Below are 15,832 nucleotides of genomic sequence, written 5' to 3'. Positions count from 1 at the left end.
ATCAGTCACCCACCTTTACGATGATATCGTCCATGCTCCCTCCGGGGGGCAGCATGGGCAGCACGAATTCGTCCTTATCGATCACGCAGTCAATGAGGAAGGGGCCTTCTGCGGCAAAAGCCTGTTTGAGGGCGGCCTCCAGCGTTTCGAGGCTTTCCACCCGCACGCCGTCCGCGCCAAAAGCCTTGCTCAGGGCGATGAAGTCTGTCTGGCGGTCCAGCACGGTATTGGAGTAGTGTTTGTCAAAGAACAGGGTCTGCCACTGGCGCACCATGCCCAATACGCCGTTGTTCATCAGCAGGATGACCAGGGGGATGCGCTCATGCACGGCGGTGGCCAGCTCGTTGAGGCACATACCGAAACTGCCGTCGCCGGTGACCAGTACCGTGCGCTGGCCGGTGGCGATTTGCGCCCCGATGGCGGCCCCCAGCCCAAAGCCCATGGTGCCCAGCCCGCCGCTGGAGATGAACCGCCGGCTTTGGGAAAAACTGAGGGTCTGGGCGGCCCACATCTGGTGCTGGCCCACGTCGGTGGCCACGGGCAGGGAGCCGCCGGTGTAGCGGTCCAGGGCCTGCAAGGCGTTGCGGGGGGTCAGGCCCTCCCGGCGGTCCAGGGACCAGCGCTCGTCATTCCTCAACTGCTCTACGGCCTGGTTCCAACTGCTATGCTGGCGGGGCTCGATGAGGGGCAGCAGCTTTTGCAAGGTAAGCTTTAAGTCGCCCCGCAGGGCATGGGTCGAGGGGATGTTTTTGGAAAGCTCAGCCCCGTCCACATCAATGTGGACGATTTGGGCCTTGGTGGCGAATTTCTCCCGGTTGCCAGTGACCCGGTCATTGAAACGCACGCCCAGGGCAATGATGCAGTCGGCGTGGTGCATGGCCATGGAGGAGGCGTAGTGCCCGTGCATCCCTTGCATCCCCAAAAACCGGGGGTGGCTGGTGGGCACCCCGGAGATGCCCATGAAGGAGCAGCCTATGGGCGCGGAGATCCGGTCGGACAGGGCTAGGAGTTCTTCCTGGGCCCCGGAATTCAGCAAACCGCCCCCGAAGTAGATGAAGGGCTTGCGGGCGCTGTTGATGCACGCGGCCGCAGCTTGGATGCGCACGTCCTTGGCCGGGAATTTTTCGTCCGGCAGGGCAGGGGGCTGGGGCTGGTAGTCGCACTGGGCGATCTGGATATTCTTGGGCACATCCACCAGCACGGGGCCGGGGCGGTCGGACATGGCCAGTTGGAAGGCCTCCCGGATGGTAGCGGCCAGTTCCTCCACCGAGCCCACAATGTAGTTGTGCTTGGTGATGGGGAGGGTAAGGCCGGTGATGTCGATTTCCTGGAAACTGTCCGTGCCCAGCTGGGCGGTGGGTACATTGCCGGTGATGGCCACCAGGGGCACGGAGTCCAGATAGGCTGTGGCAATGCCGGTGATCAGGTTGGTGGCCCCCGGCCCGCTGGTAGCAATGACTACACCGGGCTTGCCGCTGGCCCGGGCGTAGCCGTCGGCGGCATGGGCGGCGCCCTGCTCGTGGGCGGTGAGTACATGGCGCAACTGGTCCCGGTACTTGTACAGGGAGTCGTACACGTTGATGATCTGCCCGCCGGGGTAGCCGAACACCACCTCCACGCCCTGCTCGATAATGGTCCTCACAATAATATCCGCGCCGCAAAGCCTCATTGGCTGCCACCTCCTGTGTATTCCCCGGCCAAAATGGAGTAGAAACAGGCGTCGCAGTAGCCCTGGTTGTTCCAGTCGTAGTTGCGCAGGGTGCCCTCATACTGCATACCGCACTTTTTCATCACGTCGCCGGAATGGGGGTTCCGGGGGTCGTGGCGGCTGTCAATGCGCTGGTAGCCTTCGCTGAAGAGATACCGGATGACGGCGCCCAGGGCCTCGGTCATAATGCCCTGGCGCCACCATTTTTTGCCGATGCAGTAGCCGATATGGGCTTTTTTCAGGTCGTCCTTCTGCTCCACCACGCTGATGGAGCCAATGGGCTCGCCCAGTTCTTTGAGGACAATGGCCCAGTTGTAATAGGAGCCCTGCTCGTAGCTGCCCTCCCAGTCCTCCAGCAGCTCGGCAGTGGCCTCGGCGCTGACATGGGGCTGCCAGGTCAGGTATTTCGTAACCTCCGGGTCGCTGGCCCAGTTGTCATACATGGACTGGGCATCCTCCACCTTAAAACGGCGCAGGATCAGCCGCCTGGTTTCGATGGTACGGGTGCCGGAGTGACGGAGCACCTGGCCGCCGGCCTCCTGCTGCCGGCATTTTTTGGACAGATGATGGTATCCTACCCCTGCCGCGGCGCCGGCGGCGACCCAGACCAGGGTGCGAATGAATCGGTTCATGCTGTATTCCTCCTGTTAAATGATAGAGTATGCCATAGGGTCAGGGCAGGATGGACCTGTCGCCGGAGGGCTGGATCAGCTTAAAGCCGCTGCCGGTCAAGGCGCCTGCGATCTCCTGTACGTGCTGGTAGTTTTTGGTTTCCATCCCGATCTTCAAATAGCAGCCGTTGATGCTCTCGATCTCCCCTGCCCGCTCGTACTGCACGCTGGTGACGTTGCCGCCCTGCTCGGCAATGATGCGGGAAACGGTTTGCAACTGGCCGGGCTTGTCGATCAACTCAATGACCAGCGAACTGGAACGCCCGGATTTCATCAGGCCCCGCTCAATCACCCGGGAGAGGATGGTCACGTCGATATTGCCCCCGGATACCAGGCTGACCACCCGCTTGCCCGCCAGAGGGAACTTATTGAACATGGCTGCCGCCACGGATACGGCCCCGGCCCCCTCGGCGATCATCTTCTGTTTTTCGATGAGCGCCAGGATGGCGGAGGAGATCTCGTCCTCTGTGACCAGGGCGATGTCGTCCACATAGCGCTGCACCAACTGGAAGGTGTGCTCGCCCGGCTGTTTGACGGCAATGCCGTCCGCGATGGTGGAAACGCTGTCCAGGCAGCCGATACTGCCTGCCCGCAAGGAGTGGAACATACTGGGCGCGCCCGCGGCCTGTACGCCGTACACCTTTACCGAGGGGTTTAGGGACTTGATGGCACAGGCCACGCCGGAGATCAGCCCGCCCCCGCCAATGGGGACGATCACCGCGTCGATGTTGTCCAACTCCTGCACAATCTCCAGGCCGATGGTGCCCTGGCCGGCGATTACGTCCTCGTCATCGAAGGGGTGCACAAAGGTATAACCCCGCTCTTCCCGGAGTTCCAGGGCCCGGTTGTAGGCGTCGTCGTAGACGCCGTCTACCAGGCAGACTTTGGCACCGTACTTTTTGGTGGCCTCGATTTTGGAGATGGGCGCGCTGTCCGGCAGGCAGATGACGGACTCGACCCCGCTTTTGGTAGCGGCCAGGGCGACCCCCTGGGCATGGTTGCCCGCCGAGCAGGCAATGACGCCCCGGCCTTTCTCCTCCGCGGAGAGCATGGAGATTTTGTACCCGGAGCCCCGCAGCTTAAAGGAGCCGGTCTTTTGCAGGCATTCCGGCTTGAGGAAGAGGGAGCAGTTTTCGGTGACACCCTCGGTATGTATAATGGCGGTGGGCCGGATTATATTTTTCAGCACCACGGAGGCGTGAAAGATTTTGTCGATAGTAAGCATATGCATTTCCCCAATCTGAAAAACTCCCGGCGTATATATACAAATAAGAATCAAGCACCCGCTCCGAAAGGCTGGGAGGGGTGCCAGATGCCGGAAAGCGTAAGGCGGCTGGTGATGCACTTTTGTGTGCTAGTATAAAATAATATACCACCGATAGGGGGTGTTTGTCAAGTTCCCGGCAAGATAAACCGGAATTTACCTGGGACGGGCCGGGGGAAGGGGGCGGCTCAACCGAAGGGGCGCTCGCCGGTAAGGGCGGCAAAGTCGGCATGGGGAAAGGTTTCTATCAACTGCACAGCCAGTTCCAGGGCCTGGGCGTACAGCTCGAAAAAGGTTTCGTTGCCGGAAACCTCCCCCCAGCGCCAGGACGCCCGGCCCTCATTGGCAAAGTCCGGCTCCGGGTCCTCGGTAATGGGCACCAGGTGGGAGGTGACCCAGCCCGGTTTCCCTTGCTCCAGCCGCCGGAACAGGGCGCGTTTCAGCCCGGTGCGGTCGGTACAGGCGGTAAAGATCAGATGGGCGTCCCGTGTGGCTTTATACAGCTCCGTTTCCGGCACATCGGTACCGTACAGGGTAAAGAGGATTTCCCGGTACAGGCAGGCGATCTGCCGTTGGACGCTTTCGTTTTTGGGGAACATGGCGCCCAGTTTTACCTCTGAGGGCAGGGCGCCGGTTTTCCAGCGCAGCACGATGGCATCCAAGGCGGCCTCGACCTCCCCGTGCATGGTGGAGGTGTTTTCCCAGGGGCGCTCCTGGGCCAGGGCCTCGGCCCGGGCATTTACATAGGGGTGGGCGGTGGAATCCAGCGCGTAGTGGCATAAAAAGCCCATGATATAAGAGCGGTAGGCGGGATTTTCACGCCCGTTTAGGAAAGCCCGCAGGGCGTTCAGCGTTAAGGAGGGCTGGGTTTTGTGCAGGGCCGAGCCGTACGCCTTGAGGGAACGCACGCCTTTTTTGGTGGCCGACCGCAGGTAGCGGTGGCAGAAGAGAAAATCGGGCCCCTGGGCACCCCAGGCATAGGCGCAGGGGTTCGGGACGGGCTGTGCCAGGCGGGTGCGTACCTCCTGGGCAAATTGGTGGTGGGTTAGACATGCGGGCATCGTGCCGCCTCCTTCTCGAATAGGGTCAGCCGGGGCGGTGCCCGGCCGCGGGGGATGGATGAGGGGATATAGGGGCGCTAAAGGGCCCACGGCCCGGTCACCCAGGGGAAAGCGTGGAGCAGGTCCGCCGGGAGCGGGGCGGTGAAAGCCCGGCACATACCCACGGCCCGGCAGTTGACCCGCAGCCGGGCGCAGTGCAGGGCCTGTCGGGCAACCACCCGGCGGCTGCCGCCGTAAAGGTCATCCCCTGCCAGCGGGTGGCCGATATGCGCCATATGGGCCCGTATCTGGTGGGTGCGCCCGGTCAGCAGCCGGAGGGCCAGCAGCGTGTGGCCGGGCCCGTGGCACAGGGCCCGCCAGCGGGTGGCAGCCTGCTGCGCGCCCTCTACCGCCCCGCAAACCCGGCGTATTTTGCTGCCGCTTGCCAGCCCGATGGGTACATCCACCACCCCGCTGCCGGTGAGGGCGCCCTCACATACTGCCAGATAAAGCTTTTCCAGCCGGGCGCCGGCCGCGACCCGGTGCTTGGCCAGAGGCAGTACGCCGCTGGTGTCCTTATCCAGCCGGTAGAGGGGCCGCACCCGCCACTGCCGGCCCGGCAGGCCCGCCAGGAGGGTCAGCAGGCTGTCGGCGTCATGGCCGGGGGAGGGGTGCACGGGCATACCCGGCGGCTTGTGGATGATAAGGAAGTCGCTGTCCTCAAAGAGGACGTCCAGCCGGGAGGCGCAGGTTTCCGAAAGGGCAGGGTACTCGACGGCCTCCGTGGGCAGGGGGAAAGCCAGCACATCCCCTGCCCGCAGGACGGCGTTGGCGTGGCAGGGTACGCCGTTGACCAGGATGCCGCCTTCGAATTTCTGCCCGGCCAGGGCCCGGCCGGAAAACCCTAAAAAGCCTTTGGCGAACCGGCTGACCGCGACGCCGTCCCATGGGGAGGGGACTACATAGGACAGGATGCGCCCGGAGCCTTGCCCGGCCACAGGGTCAGTGCTCCCGCCCGGCCAGGTCCAGGGCCAGCCGGCGCAGGAAGTCCCTGTCCCCGGCAAAGGCATCCAGGGCCTCTACCGCTTGGGCCGTGTAGGTTTCGGCCAGGGACTGGGCGGCCGGAACGCCCAGCAGGCTTACATAATTGCGCTTATCCCGGCTGGCATCCATGCCGGTATTTTTGCCCAGCTTGGCGGCATCCCCCTGTACGTCCAGAATATCGTCCCGGATCTGGAACGCCATGCCCACCCCCTGGGCGTACCGGCCGGCGGCGTCCAGCTCCGCTTGCCCGGCCCCGGCGGCGATGCAGCCCATCCGGCAGGCGGCCTCGATCAGGGCCACGGTTTTGCCGCTGTCCATGGTGCGGAGCAGCTCCATGTCAACTTCCCGGCCCGCAGCGGCCAGATCTACACACTGCCCGCCGACCATGCCCGTATGCCCGGCCAGCAGGGCCAGTGCCGCCGCCGCTTTCGCGCCCTGGACCGGATCCGGGAAGGAAAGGGCCACCTCGAAGGCTTTGGTCAGCAAGCCGTCCCCGGCCAGCAGGGCCATGGCCTCACCGTAGGCCTTGTGGCAGGTGGGCCGCCCCCGGCGCAGGTCGTCGTCGTCCATGCAGGGCAGGTCGTCGTGGATGAGGGAATAGGTGTGCACCATCTCTACGGCACAGGCAAAGGGCAGGGCTGCCTGCCAGTTGCCGCCGCACAGGGCGCAGAAGGCCAGCGCCAGCACGGGCCGTATCCGTTTGCCCCCGGCCAGCAGGCTGTACCGCATGGCCTCTGTTACCACAGCGGCCGGGCCGCCGGCAGGGGGCGGGGGCAGGGCCTCCTCCAAAGCGGCCTCGACGGCCCGGCGGTAGGTTTCAAGCATGGCCGTCCTCCTCCTCTTTATCCTCCCCCTCGCCGGGCTGGGCGGCCAGTTCGCGCATCCGCAGCTCGGCCCGGTCCAGGGTATTGTAACACAGGGCCGAAAGCTTGGCCCCCTCTTCAAACAGTGCCATAGACTCTTCCAAGGTGGCGTCCCCCTGTTCCAGGCGGTTGGCGATCTCCTGTAGGCGGGCGATGGCGTTTTCAAAATTCAGCTTTTTAGCGGGCATACTTGCTCTTCCTTTCCGTATCTATCTCATATATTGTCTGCGTTTCATGCCGTTCCATGCACCGGTTTTACGCTTTACAGCAGCTTTGCTTGCCGCCGGCCCTTTTCGGCCTGTAAAAGGACTTCGCTCCCGGCGGGCAGGGCGTCCAGGTCGCGGACAGCCTGGCCCTGGTGGTAGATGACCCCGTACCCCCGTGCCAGCACCTTCAGGGGGCTTAGGGCGTCCAGCTTGCCGGCGAGCAGGGCCAATTCGTTGCGGCGGCTTTCCAGGCTGGTTTTTGCCAGCCTATTTACCTGGGCGGCCAGGGCGTCCAGCGCCTTGCGGCGGGGCCGTATACAGGACCAGGGGTGGCCCAGTGGGGAGGTTTGAAGCAGGATATCCACGCTTTGGCGCAGATCGGCAAGGAGTTGCTGGGCATTCTGGTCAAAATACTGCTGGCAGCGCCAAAGCCTGGCCCGGATATCCTCCATGTCCGGGGTGCACATCTCGGCAGCCACACTGGGGGTGGAGGCCCGCCGGTCAGCGGCCAGATCACACAGGGTGAAGTCCGTTTCGTGGCCCACGGCGGACACCACGGGGATCTTCGACCAGGCTACGGTGCGGGCCAGGCTCTCGTTATTAAAGGGCCACAGGTCCTCCAGGCTGCCCCCGCCCCGGCCGATGATGATAACGTCGCAGGCGCTTTGGTGGTTCAACTCTTCCAGGGCGTGGATAAGCTGGGGCACCGCCGCGTCGCCCTGTACCAGCGTGGGGCATAGGACCAACTCGGCCAAAGGCCAGCGCCGGGCCACGACCCGGTAAATGTCTTGCAGTACCGCCCCGGTGGGGGAGGTGATGACCCCGATGCGCTGGGGATAGGGGGGGAGGGGGCGTTTGCGCGCCTCGTCGAACAGGCCCTCATGGGCCAGGCGCTCCTTTAGCTGCTCGTAGGCCAGGGCCAGGGCGCCGACGCCGTCGGGCTGCATGGTTTCGGCCCGTAGCTGGTACTCCCCCCGGAACTCGTACACCACGATCCGGCCCCGGACAATGACCTTCATCCCGTCGGCGGGAGAAAACTTCAGGCTCCGGGCGGTGGCCGAGAACATCATGCCCCGAAGCAGCGAGGTATCATCCTTTAAGGAAAAGTACAGGTGGCCGGATTTCCCGTTGCGGGAGAAGTTGGACAACTCCCCTGTCACCGTCACATCCGCCAGCCGCGGGTCTGCGTCGAACTGCATCTTCAAGTACCGGTTGATCTGTGAAACTGTAAGAACACTGGTCCCCATTGCCATATATCCTCCTTCATATCTGCCCCGGAACTATGCCAAAGTGGCTGTGGCATAGCGGGGGCGTAAAAAATCAGCGCCAACAGGAAAAGGGGCGCCAAACGGCCTATTGCCGGGAACAGCCACAGGCCGGTGGCCCGGCCTGTCCGGCCAGCACCGCGACCCCGGCAGCGTTGTCGGCGGAAAATGCCGCCGGGGCAAAAGTAGCGGACGGGAAACGTGCCGTGAGCCGGGCGCGCAGGAGGGAGTTGGCGCACACGCCGCCGGAAAAGACAACAGGCAGCGGCCCCAGTTCCGCCAGCAGGCGGGCGCACATTTCCTCAATGGCCACGGTGATGGACTCCAGGCAGAACCGGGCGATCTCCTCCGGGGGGTGGGCGGCCTTTAACAGGGCGGCACACTGGTTCTCTATGCCGGAGAGGGAACAGTCCGCCCCTTTCATGACAGGCCTGGCCCGGACCGGCCCCTGCCAGCGCAGGGCCAGTTCTTCCAGTTGGGGCCCGCAGGGGAAGGCCAGCCCCAGCGAAACCCCGACCCGGTCCACGGCCTGCCCGGCTTTTAAATCCAGGGACTGGGCCAGCAGCCGGGCATGGGGCCCGGCCGCACCGCCAGGGGAGGCCAACAATGCCTCGGTGGTGCCCCCGGAGATGTGGAAGGCCAGGAACTCCTGTTTTAGCAGGCCCAGTTGCCCGGTAGCGTACAGCGCGGCGGCAATATGCCCCTGCTGATGGGAGAAATGCCATACCGGCACCCCCAAGGCGGCCCCCAGCACACTGGCGTGGCCCTTGCCGGCCAGAAAGCAGGGCATATAAGAGCCCTCTGCCCAGCGGGGAACCACCGAAACCCCGATACCGGCAAGGGAGATGCCCGCCAGCAGGCCGGTAAGCAGCTCCGGCAGTTGCCGGGTGTGGTGGAACACCGCGTCGCTTTGGCGCAGGCCCCGGTGGCCCGGCGCTACCGGCAGGGGCAGCTTGCGGTTTTCTATCACGGTTTGCCCGTCGAACAGGGCGGCAGAGGTGGTATAGTTGCTGGTGTCAATGCCCAAAAAGGCCGGCGTCATGGGGCAGCCGGCCCTTCGGGGGGCGTTTCCGCCGGGGCCTCGGCGGGGCGGCAGGCCTTGGCCACCGAGCCCAGCACCCCGTTGATGTAGGCGGGATCCCCCTGGCTGCCGTAAGCCTTAGCCAGTTCCACGGCCTCGTTGATGGCCACGCCGGCCGGGGTGGCAGGCTCAAACAGCAATTCATACACGGCCAGGCGCAACAGGCTTAAGGCCACTTTGGAGATGCGCCGCAGGCTCCAGCCCCGCAGGTGCTCCGCAATGGCCGGATCCAGCCGGGCCAGGTTTTCCTCAACGCCATAGGCCAACTGCTCGGCAAAGGTGTCCGGTATCAGGCCACGGGCTTCGTGGGCAGCCTGGATGATATCCTCCACCGCCTCGCCGGTGACGGCCTGCTCAAACAGCAGGCAAAAGGCCAGCTCCCTGGATTCTCTTCTCGTCATAAATCTTCCTCCCGATTCCCCCGCAAAAGTTTGTGTTGTATGGCCTTTTGCGCCCCCAGGCCCCGCAGGCGGGGAAGGGCTTTGGCGCAGGCCGGGCAGACAAAGAACGAACCTATTTTACCACAAATTTGAAAAAACTACAACCGCCGCGGGGATTTTCACCTGGGAAATTTTAGGCGGGCACATGAAACCGGCGCAGGCTGGGCAGACTGATAGGGAACACGCGGGAAGAGGTGAATAGTATGCAGGAAAAGCATGGGCAAAAACCGGGCTTTGATATGCAGGCCCAAACGTATTTTGACAGGCTGCCCCAGGTGCTGAAGGCGCAGATTATCGAAAGCGGCGTCAGCCTGACCACCAGGGAGGAACTGGAGCAGTATTGCCGCAACGCCCTGGAGAAAAAGCCGGGGGAGCAAGCGTAAAACAGCCGGGGGCTTTCCTTGCGGAAGGCCCCCGGCCGTTTTCTTAAACAATGCCGGGAAAAACGGGTTAGCCCCGGGCGTTTTTCTTATAAAGGATATACAGCCCTTCCAGCAGCAGGTTTTCGTCATAGTGCAGTTCCCGGCGGCAATAGGGGTGGATCAGGGCCATAAGCCCGCCGGTGGCCACAGCCGTTACCGGCCGGCCCAACTCCTCTTCCGTGCGGGTGATAAGCCCGTCCACCATCAGGGCGCTGCCGTATACGGCCCCGGCCTGCATACAGTCAATGGTGTTGCTGCCAATGAACCGCTCCGGCTTGCCCAGATGGATGTAAGGCAACTGGGCCGCCCGGGCGGAGAGGGCATCTACCGAGAGCCGCAGCCCGGGGATGATGAGCCCGCCCCGGTAAGCGCCCTTCCCGTCGATGACCGACATGGTGGTGGCAGTGCCCATGTCAAAAATCACCAACGGGGGCGCGTATTTGGCCAGGGCTGCCACCGCGTCCACCACCAGGTCCGCGCCCAGTTGGGCGGGGTTTTCCATGCGGATGTCCAGCCCGGTTTTTAGCCCCGCCCCTACGCACAGGAAAGCTTTGCCGGTCATCAACTCCATAGCCGTACGCATCACCATGCGCAACTCCGGCACCACGCTGGAGAGGATGCCGCCCGACAGTTCCCCCGGCTCTACCCCCCGGCTCTTTAGCAGTTGGCTGACCAGCAGGCAGTATTCGTCGGCGGTCTGGTCGCGGTTTGTGTGCAGGCGCAGGGTGAGCAGCAGCTTATCCTGCCGCCAGCAGCCCAGTACGGTGTTGGTGTTACCGATATCTATAGTCAGTATCATGGCCTGTGGCCTCCTTTAGTTGTGGATGTCCCATATGCATAGTGTTAGAACTGCCCCACAGGGCGTGTAAAGCAAGTGCACGGCCCGCTTAGCCGGCCCTTTTTACCCCCAGACGGGCCAGTATCCCCTGTAGTGCCAGGCATACCGGCGGGGTGAGTACTGCCGCGCCGATGGCCTCCGGTACGCCGTTGGCCAGCACAATGGCCAGAATGCCGCCCCATACCCCGCTGGGGGAGATGCCCTGGGCCGCGGCGAAGGCGTCGCCCAAAACCAGACCCATCAGGCCCATTACCAGCAGGGTATTTATGGCCGAGCCCAAAGCCCCGGCCGCCACACAGCCCACAAACCCCAAGGCGTGCCGGTTGCCGGGTAGCCGCTGGAACAGCTTAACCACGAACCAGGGCACGACCCCTACCAGTATACGGGGGATAAAGCAGATCAACAGCGCCCAAGGGCTGCCCTGGCCCTGGCCCGGCAGGGGCACAAAGGGGGAGAAAGCAAAGCTTAGCAGGCTGGGGGCCATGGTGTTTTTCCACAGGCTGATGGCGCCAAATACCGCCCCCAGGAACGCCCCCTTTTTGGGGCCAAGTGCCACCGAGGCGATGATTACCGGCACGTGGAGGATGGTGGCTTTGATGACGAACAGGTCGATGAGCCCCAGGGGCGTAAAGCCCAGAAGGAGCAAAACAGCCGTAAACAGGGCGGTGAGGACAAGGCCCTGTATATCGGCGCGGCGGTGGGATGGGGATGTTAGGTTTGTCATAATCATTACCTCCTGTCGCCCGGCCCGCGGCCGGTGCAACGAATTTTGGGTTTGCCCCGGCGGGCAACGGTTCCCCGGTCCCATCCGCTGGGGTATGGGCCGGGAGATGCCTTGCCGGGCCCGTTTATTATACCCCCTTTGCCGTTGTTTTGCAAGTGCGGAGGTAAAAAATGCAGGGCAGCTTTCAAATATCTTGCGTGTACACTTTACATTGGCCCAATCTTTTGTTATACTGAGGGGGAACCAGTCTAAAAAGGAGGGAAACCCGTGGAAGAGAAAACCCAAAAGACCGTGGTGCTGGGTGTGACCGGGGGCATAGCCTGCTATAAGTCGGCGGCGCTAGCCTCCAAACTCACCCAGGCGGGCTACCATGTGGAGGTGGTGCTTACCAAAAACGCCACCGAGTTCATCGGCCCCCATACCTTTGAATCTCTTACCCACAGCCGGGCCATGGTGGATACCTTTGACCGGAACTTCCAAAGCCATGTGGAGCACGTGGCTTTGGCCGATCAGGCTGACCTGCTGATCGTCGCCCCGGCTACGGCCAATATCATCGCCAAAGTGGCCCATGGTATTGCGGACGATATGCTCTCCACCACCATCCTGGCCTGCGACTGCCCTAAGCTGATCGCCCCGGCCATGAATACCCGGATGTACCAAAACCCTGTTACCCAGGACAACCTGGCGAAGTTGCGCCACTATGGCTGGCAGGTGATAGAGCCCGCCACCGGGCGCCTGGCCTGCGGGGCGGTAGGCGCGGGCAAAATGCCGGAGCCGGAGGACCTGCTGGAGGCTGTCCATCAGGCCATCCGCTATGAGAAAGACATGGCGGGGCTGCGGGTGCTGGTGACGGCCGGGCCTACCAGGGAGGCCCTGGACCCGGTACGGTTTTTGACCAACCGCTCTACCGGGAAGATGGGCTATGCCGTTGCCAAGGCCGCGGCCCAGCGGGGGGCGCAAGTCACCCTGGTGAGCGGGCCGGTGGAGCTGAAAAAATACCCCTACCTAAAAAACGTGGATGTGACCACCGCCCAGGAGATGTTCCAGGCTGTAACAGAGCGGGCGGGGGAGCAGGATATCATCATAAAGGCTGCCGCGGTGGCCGATTACCGCCCGGCACAGGTTGCCGGGGATAAGATCAAGAAAGGCGCGGGGGAAGGCATGGCCCTGGCTTTGGAGCGCACCCAGGATATTTTGGCCTATTTAGGCCAGCATAAGGGGCCGGGGCAGTTCCTGTGCGGATTCAGCATGGAAACGGAAAACCTGCTGGAGAACAGCTGGGCCAAGCTGGTAAAGAAGAACCTGGACATGGTAGCGGCCAATTCCCTGCGGCAGGAGGGGGCCGGCTTTGGGGTGGACACCAATGTGCTGACCCTGATTACCCGTGAAGGGGAGGAATCCCTGCCCCTGCTGGGCAAGGAGGAGGCGGCCCACCGCCTGCTGGACAGCATTCTGGGCATTAGGCTGGGGAAGAAGGCATAAAGATGGACACTGGGAAAAAAGCCTGGCAGTTTTTGGCCCGTATGCTGGTATCGGTGGCCCTGACTGTGGTGGTGACGGCAGTCCTGTTTGTCCTGCTGCACGGTATGCCTATATGGGGAGTACCAAGCCCGGAGGAAGTGGAACTTGTGCGGGTGGAGTTTTTGGGGACAGGCAAAACCACCGAAGTGACTGGCCGGGAGGACATCGGGCTGGCAGTAAAACTGCTGAACCACCTGAATTACCAGCCCTTTACGCCGGTTTCGGAGGATTCGGAAGAAGTTGGGCCGGACGTGGCCGTTACCTATGTGTTGCGGGACGGCCGGGAACTGACCGCCGGGGCCAACTGGATTACCGGCTGGTGGGGCGGGGAGGCCCACGCCTTGAAGGAGCCGGATGTGTTTGTAAATGTGGCGGAGGGGCTTTTTGGCCAATAACTGTTTTGCCGGGGAACGGCTTTACGGGACAGGTAAACGGAAAGATTAATATATAATGGATAACAGGAGGCAATGTATGTACAAGGAACTGATGGACGCAATAGAGTTTGTAGGGGCGAGCGACCCCGACACCGCCGCGGCAATGAACCGGGAACTCTCCCGCCAGCGGCGCAACCTGGAACTGATCGCCTCGGAGAATATCGTTTCCCCGGCGGTAATGGCTGCTATGGGCACGGTGCTTACCAACAAGTACGCCGAGGGCTACCCTGCCCACCGCTACTACGGCGGCTGCGTCCATGTGGATGAGGTGGAGGACATAGCCAGGGAACGGGCCTGTAAGCTTTTTGGCGCCGAGCACGCCAACGTGCAGCCCCACTCCGGGGCCCAGGCCAATCTGGCCGTATATTTTGCCTTTTTGCAGCCCGGCGACACGGTGCTGGGTATGGACCTCTCCCAGGGTGGGCACCTGACCCATGGCTCGCCGGTGAATATGTCCGGGGCGCTGTACCGGTTCGTGCCCTATGGGGTGGATGCGGAAACGGGTTGCATCGACTACGATAAGGTGATGGAACTGGCCTTAAAGGAGCAGCCCAAGCTGATCGTAGCAGGGGCCAGCGCCTACCCCCGGGCCATTGACTTCGCCCGGTTCCGGGAGATTGCCGACGCCTGCGGCGCCAAGCTTATGGTAGATATGGCCCATATCGCCGGGCTGGTAGCCGCGGGGTGCCACCAGAACCCTGTACCCTACTGCGACGTGGTGACGACCACCACCCACAAGACCCTCCGGGGCCCCCGGGGCGGGCTGATCCTCTGCCGGGAGGCGTACGCCAAGCAGATCGACAAGGCCATTTTTCCGGGCACCCAGGGCGGGCCGCTGATGCATATTATTGCCGCGAAAGCCGTATGCTTGGGTGAGGCCTTGCAGCCTGCCTTTAAGGAGTATGGCCGACAGGTGGTGGCAAACGCCGCAGCCTTGGCGGATGGCCTCCTAAAACGGGGGGTAAAGCTGGTGTCCGGCGGCACGGATAACCACTTGATGCTGGTGGATTTGACAGACCGGGAACTGACAGGCAAGGAGTTGGAGCGGCGGCTGGACGAGGTGTACATCACCGCCAACAAGAACACCGTGCCAGGAGAAAAGCGCAGCCCCTTTGTCACCAGCGGCGTGCGCCTGGGCACCCCTGCTGTGACCACCCGCGGGATGAAAGAGCCGGAGATGGACGAAATAGCCGCCTGCATCGCGGCGTGCATGGAAGATGGTTTCGAGGGGAAGATAGATAGCCTACGCCAGAAGGTGGAGGGTATCTGCGGCAGGTTCCCGCTGTACGAGTAAGGAAAGCCTAAAGGCCGGGCCAACGGCTTTTGGAGCCTCCGGCGGCTTGGGAACCTTTGAAAGCTTTTAAGACAGGTTACTTGTTTGCTTTTTAAATATAAATTTCGAAAGAGGTGTTGCATATGAAACCCCTGGTATTGGGCAATTTTTCTTACGGTATGTACGCCATCGGTGTAAAAGGGGAGCACGGCCCCAGCGCCTGCATTGTCAACACGGTGATGCAGGTGACAAAGACCTCCCCTTCTGCCCCGCCCCTGGTGGCCCTCTCTATGAACGCCGAAAATTATAGCTGCCATTGCATAGAGGAAAGCGGGGTGTTCAGCATCTCCGTGCTCTCCGAGGAAACCCCGGCCACTGTCATCGGGGCCCTGGGTTTTACCAGCGGGCGCTGTGGTGGCAAGCTGGAAAACATACGCCACAAGGTGCTGATGGAAGGTGTGCCGGTCATTAAGGAGAATACCTGCTGCTGGTTCCTGTGCCAGGTCAAGGCAAAGCTGCCGGCAGGGGGGCAGGTGCTGTTTTTGGCGGAGATCGTGGCCGGCAGCGACATCACCGGCGGCCGTGAGTGCGCCGGTAAGTTTGAGCCCTACAAGCCCATGACCTACCAGTACTATGTGGAAAAGCTGGGGGGCGTATCCCCCAAAAAGGCCCCCACCTACCTTGCCAGCCAGCAGGCAGGCGAACGGCTTTCCGGCGAGCGGTTTGTGTGCTCGGTGTGCGGGTACGAGTACCACGACCCCAACTTCGGCTTTGAGGAGTTGCCCGCCGACTGGTGCTGCCCCATCTGCAAAATGCCCAAAAAGGCCTTTGTGCGCAAAAAATAAGGAGAAGTGGATAGCATGGAACGGAAACTCAAAGGAATTGCCATTCTCCTGTTCAGTATCCTGCTGACGCTGGGATTCCAGGTTATGGGCATAGGAGGGTTTACCTTCGCGTTCTTTGATATCTGGTGGGCGGGCGTGTTTATCCTGCTGGGGGCCGTTGGCCTGGCGATGGCGCTATGGCCGGAACGCTAGG

18 protein-coding genes are annotated in these 15,832 nt (G+C 62.4%); 6 read left to right on the top strand and 12 right to left on the bottom strand.

Going from position 1 to position 15,832, the window contains the following annotated elements; all coding sequences use genetic code 11:
* Window position 1: 1 nt before the first annotated feature.
* From ilvB to nusB, 10 genes are all read right to left on the bottom strand, one after another.
* Complete coding sequence (ilvB, locus tag U8U01_RS07580; protein WP_322173051.1) at window positions 2-1,669, bottom strand: biosynthetic-type acetolactate synthase large subunit; 1,668 nt, start codon at window positions 1,667-1,669, stop codon at window positions 2-4.
* Window positions 1,666-2,340 (bottom strand): GNAT family N-acetyltransferase, encoded by a 675-nt coding sequence (locus tag U8U01_RS07575; RefSeq protein ID WP_322173049.1) that lies wholly within the window; start codon window positions 2,338-2,340, stop codon window positions 1,666-1,668. Before U8U01_RS07575 ends, ilvB begins: the two co-directional genes overlap by 4 nt.
* 40 nt (window positions 2,341-2,380) lie before the next feature.
* A complete protein-coding gene (ilvA, locus tag U8U01_RS07570; protein WP_322173048.1) occupies window positions 2,381-3,604 on the bottom strand; it encodes a threonine ammonia-lyase in 1,224 nt (407 codons plus the stop codon).
* Between the two features lie 227 nt (window positions 3,605-3,831).
* Complete coding sequence (locus U8U01_RS07565; RefSeq protein ID WP_322173046.1) at window positions 3,832-4,704, bottom strand: zinc dependent phospholipase C family protein; 873 nt, start codon at window positions 4,702-4,704, stop codon at window positions 3,832-3,834.
* A 77-nt stretch (window positions 4,705-4,781) separates the two neighbouring features.
* Window positions 4,782-5,681, bottom strand: a complete 900-nt coding sequence (locus tag U8U01_RS07560; RefSeq protein WP_322173044.1) for an RluA family pseudouridine synthase — start codon at window positions 5,679-5,681, stop codon at window positions 4,782-4,784.
* 4 nt (window positions 5,682-5,685) lie between these two features.
* Window positions 5,686-6,552 (bottom strand): polyprenyl synthetase family protein, encoded by an 867-nt coding sequence (locus U8U01_RS07555; RefSeq protein ID WP_322173042.1) that lies wholly within the window; start codon window positions 6,550-6,552, stop codon window positions 5,686-5,688.
* A complete protein-coding gene (xseB, locus tag U8U01_RS07550) occupies window positions 6,545-6,778 on the bottom strand; it encodes an exodeoxyribonuclease VII small subunit (protein ID WP_322173040.1) in 234 nt (77 codons plus the stop codon). Before xseB ends, U8U01_RS07555 begins: the two co-directional genes overlap by 8 nt.
* A gap of 74 nt (window positions 6,779-6,852) precedes the next feature.
* Entirely contained in the window at window positions 6,853-8,043 is a 1,191-nt protein-coding gene (gene xseA / locus U8U01_RS07545) for an exodeoxyribonuclease VII large subunit (protein ID WP_322173038.1), read from the bottom strand.
* Between the two features lie 106 nt (window positions 8,044-8,149).
* Window positions 8,150-9,103, bottom strand: coding sequence for a Kae1-like domain-containing protein (locus tag U8U01_RS07540; protein WP_322173036.1), 954 nt, complete (start codon window positions 9,101-9,103; stop codon window positions 8,150-8,152).
* The gene (nusB, locus tag U8U01_RS07535; protein ID WP_322173034.1) at window positions 9,100-9,543 is read right to left on the bottom strand and encodes a transcription antitermination factor NusB; all 444 of its coding nucleotides are present in this window, start codon (window positions 9,541-9,543) and stop codon (window positions 9,100-9,102) included. The genes U8U01_RS07540 and nusB overlap by 4 nt, the downstream gene beginning before the upstream one ends.
* Window positions 9,544-9,785: 242 nt before the next feature.
* Here nusB and U8U01_RS07530 point away from each other — a divergent pair, with 242 nt between their 5' ends.
* Window positions 9,786-9,965 carry a hypothetical protein gene (locus U8U01_RS07530; protein ID WP_322173032.1) on the top strand — a complete coding sequence of 60 codons (180 nt, stop codon included), beginning with the start codon at window positions 9,786-9,788 and terminating at the stop codon, window positions 9,963-9,965.
* A gap of 67 nt (window positions 9,966-10,032) precedes the next feature.
* Here the strand turns inward: U8U01_RS07530 and U8U01_RS07525 are convergent, their stop codons facing one another.
* Together U8U01_RS07525 and U8U01_RS07520 are read right to left on the bottom strand one after the other, a co-directional pair.
* Window positions 10,033-10,803, bottom strand: coding sequence for a type III pantothenate kinase (locus U8U01_RS07525; protein WP_322173030.1), 771 nt, complete (start codon window positions 10,801-10,803; stop codon window positions 10,033-10,035).
* Between the two features lie 88 nt (window positions 10,804-10,891).
* Window positions 10,892-11,566, bottom strand: a complete 675-nt coding sequence (locus tag U8U01_RS07520; protein ID WP_322173028.1) for an ECF transporter S component — start codon at window positions 11,564-11,566, stop codon at window positions 10,892-10,894.
* Window positions 11,567-11,833: 267 nt separating this feature from the next.
* Here U8U01_RS07520 and coaBC point away from each other — a divergent pair, with 267 nt between their 5' ends.
* The 5 genes from coaBC (at window position 11,834) to U8U01_RS07495 (ending at window position 15,831) form a co-directional block, all read left to right on the top strand.
* Window positions 11,834-13,048 carry a bifunctional phosphopantothenoylcysteine decarboxylase/phosphopantothenate--cysteine ligase CoaBC gene (coaBC, locus tag U8U01_RS07515; protein ID WP_322173026.1) on the top strand — a complete coding sequence of 405 codons (1,215 nt, stop codon included), beginning with the start codon at window positions 11,834-11,836 and terminating at the stop codon, window positions 13,046-13,048.
* A gap of 2 nt (window positions 13,049-13,050) precedes the next feature.
* Complete coding sequence (locus U8U01_RS07510; protein WP_322173024.1) at window positions 13,051-13,482, top strand: hypothetical protein; 432 nt, start codon at window positions 13,051-13,053, stop codon at window positions 13,480-13,482.
* A gap of 76 nt (window positions 13,483-13,558) precedes the next feature.
* A complete protein-coding gene (gene glyA, locus U8U01_RS07505; RefSeq protein WP_322173022.1) occupies window positions 13,559-14,815 on the top strand; it encodes a serine hydroxymethyltransferase in 1,257 nt (418 codons plus the stop codon).
* Window positions 14,816-14,937: 122 nt separating this feature from the next.
* On the top strand, window positions 14,938-15,639 hold the full coding sequence (locus U8U01_RS07500; RefSeq protein ID WP_322173021.1) for a flavin reductase: 702 nt from the start codon (window positions 14,938-14,940) through the stop codon (window positions 15,637-15,639).
* A gap of 15 nt (window positions 15,640-15,654) precedes the next feature.
* Window positions 15,655-15,831, top strand: a complete 177-nt coding sequence (locus U8U01_RS07495) for a hypothetical protein (RefSeq protein ID WP_322173020.1) — start codon at window positions 15,655-15,657, stop codon at window positions 15,829-15,831.
* Window position 15,832 lies beyond the last annotated feature (1 nt).

It is taken from the genome of Acutalibacter caecimuris, assembly GCF_034335085.1.
GTDB classification, from domain to species: Bacteria; Bacillota; Clostridia; order Oscillospirales; family Acutalibacteraceae; genus Acutalibacter; species Acutalibacter caecimuris.
This window is presented reverse-complemented; position numbering and strand designations above follow the sequence as displayed.

Excerpts from the sequence above, each read along its gene's own strand:
- ilvB (WP_322173051.1), bottom strand. The coding sequence starts at position 1,669 with ATGAGGCTTTGCGGCGCGGATATTATTGTGAGGACCATTATCGAGCAG.
- U8U01_RS07500 (WP_322173021.1), top strand. The coding sequence starts at position 14,938 with ATGAAACCCCTGGTATTGGGCAATTTTTCTTACGGTATGTACGCCATC.
- U8U01_RS07520 (WP_322173028.1), bottom strand. The coding sequence starts at position 11,566 with ATGACAAACCTAACATCCCCATCCCACCGCCGCGCCGATATACAGGGC.
- U8U01_RS07540 (WP_322173036.1), bottom strand. The coding sequence starts at position 9,103 with ATGACGCCGGCCTTTTTGGGCATTGACACCAGCAACTATACCACCTCT.
- U8U01_RS07555 (WP_322173042.1), bottom strand. The coding sequence starts at position 6,552 with ATGCTTGAAACCTACCGCCGGGCCGTCGAGGCCGCTTTGGAGGAGGCC.
- U8U01_RS07530 (WP_322173032.1), top strand. The coding sequence starts at position 9,786 with ATGCAGGAAAAGCATGGGCAAAAACCGGGCTTTGATATGCAGGCCCAA.
- ilvA (WP_322173048.1), bottom strand. The coding sequence starts at position 3,604 with ATGCTTACTATCGACAAAATCTTTCACGCCTCCGTGGTGCTGAAAAAT.
- U8U01_RS07565 (WP_322173046.1), bottom strand. The coding sequence starts at position 4,704 with ATGCCCGCATGTCTAACCCACCACCAATTTGCCCAGGAGGTACGCACC.
- xseA (WP_322173038.1), bottom strand. The coding sequence starts at position 8,043 with ATGGGGACCAGTGTTCTTACAGTTTCACAGATCAACCGGTACTTGAAG.
- glyA (WP_322173022.1), top strand. The coding sequence starts at position 13,559 with ATGTACAAGGAACTGATGGACGCAATAGAGTTTGTAGGGGCGAGCGAC.
- xseB (WP_322173040.1), bottom strand. The coding sequence starts at position 6,778 with ATGCCCGCTAAAAAGCTGAATTTTGAAAACGCCATCGCCCGCCTACAG.
- U8U01_RS07495 (WP_322173020.1), top strand. The coding sequence starts at position 15,655 with ATGGAACGGAAACTCAAAGGAATTGCCATTCTCCTGTTCAGTATCCTG.
- nusB (WP_322173034.1), bottom strand. The coding sequence starts at position 9,543 with ATGACGAGAAGAGAATCCAGGGAGCTGGCCTTTTGCCTGCTGTTTGAG.
- U8U01_RS07510 (WP_322173024.1), top strand. The coding sequence starts at position 13,051 with ATGGACACTGGGAAAAAAGCCTGGCAGTTTTTGGCCCGTATGCTGGTA.
- U8U01_RS07525 (WP_322173030.1), bottom strand. The coding sequence starts at position 10,803 with ATGATACTGACTATAGATATCGGTAACACCAACACCGTACTGGGCTGC.
- U8U01_RS07575 (WP_322173049.1), bottom strand. The coding sequence starts at position 2,340 with ATGAACCGATTCATTCGCACCCTGGTCTGGGTCGCCGCCGGCGCCGCG.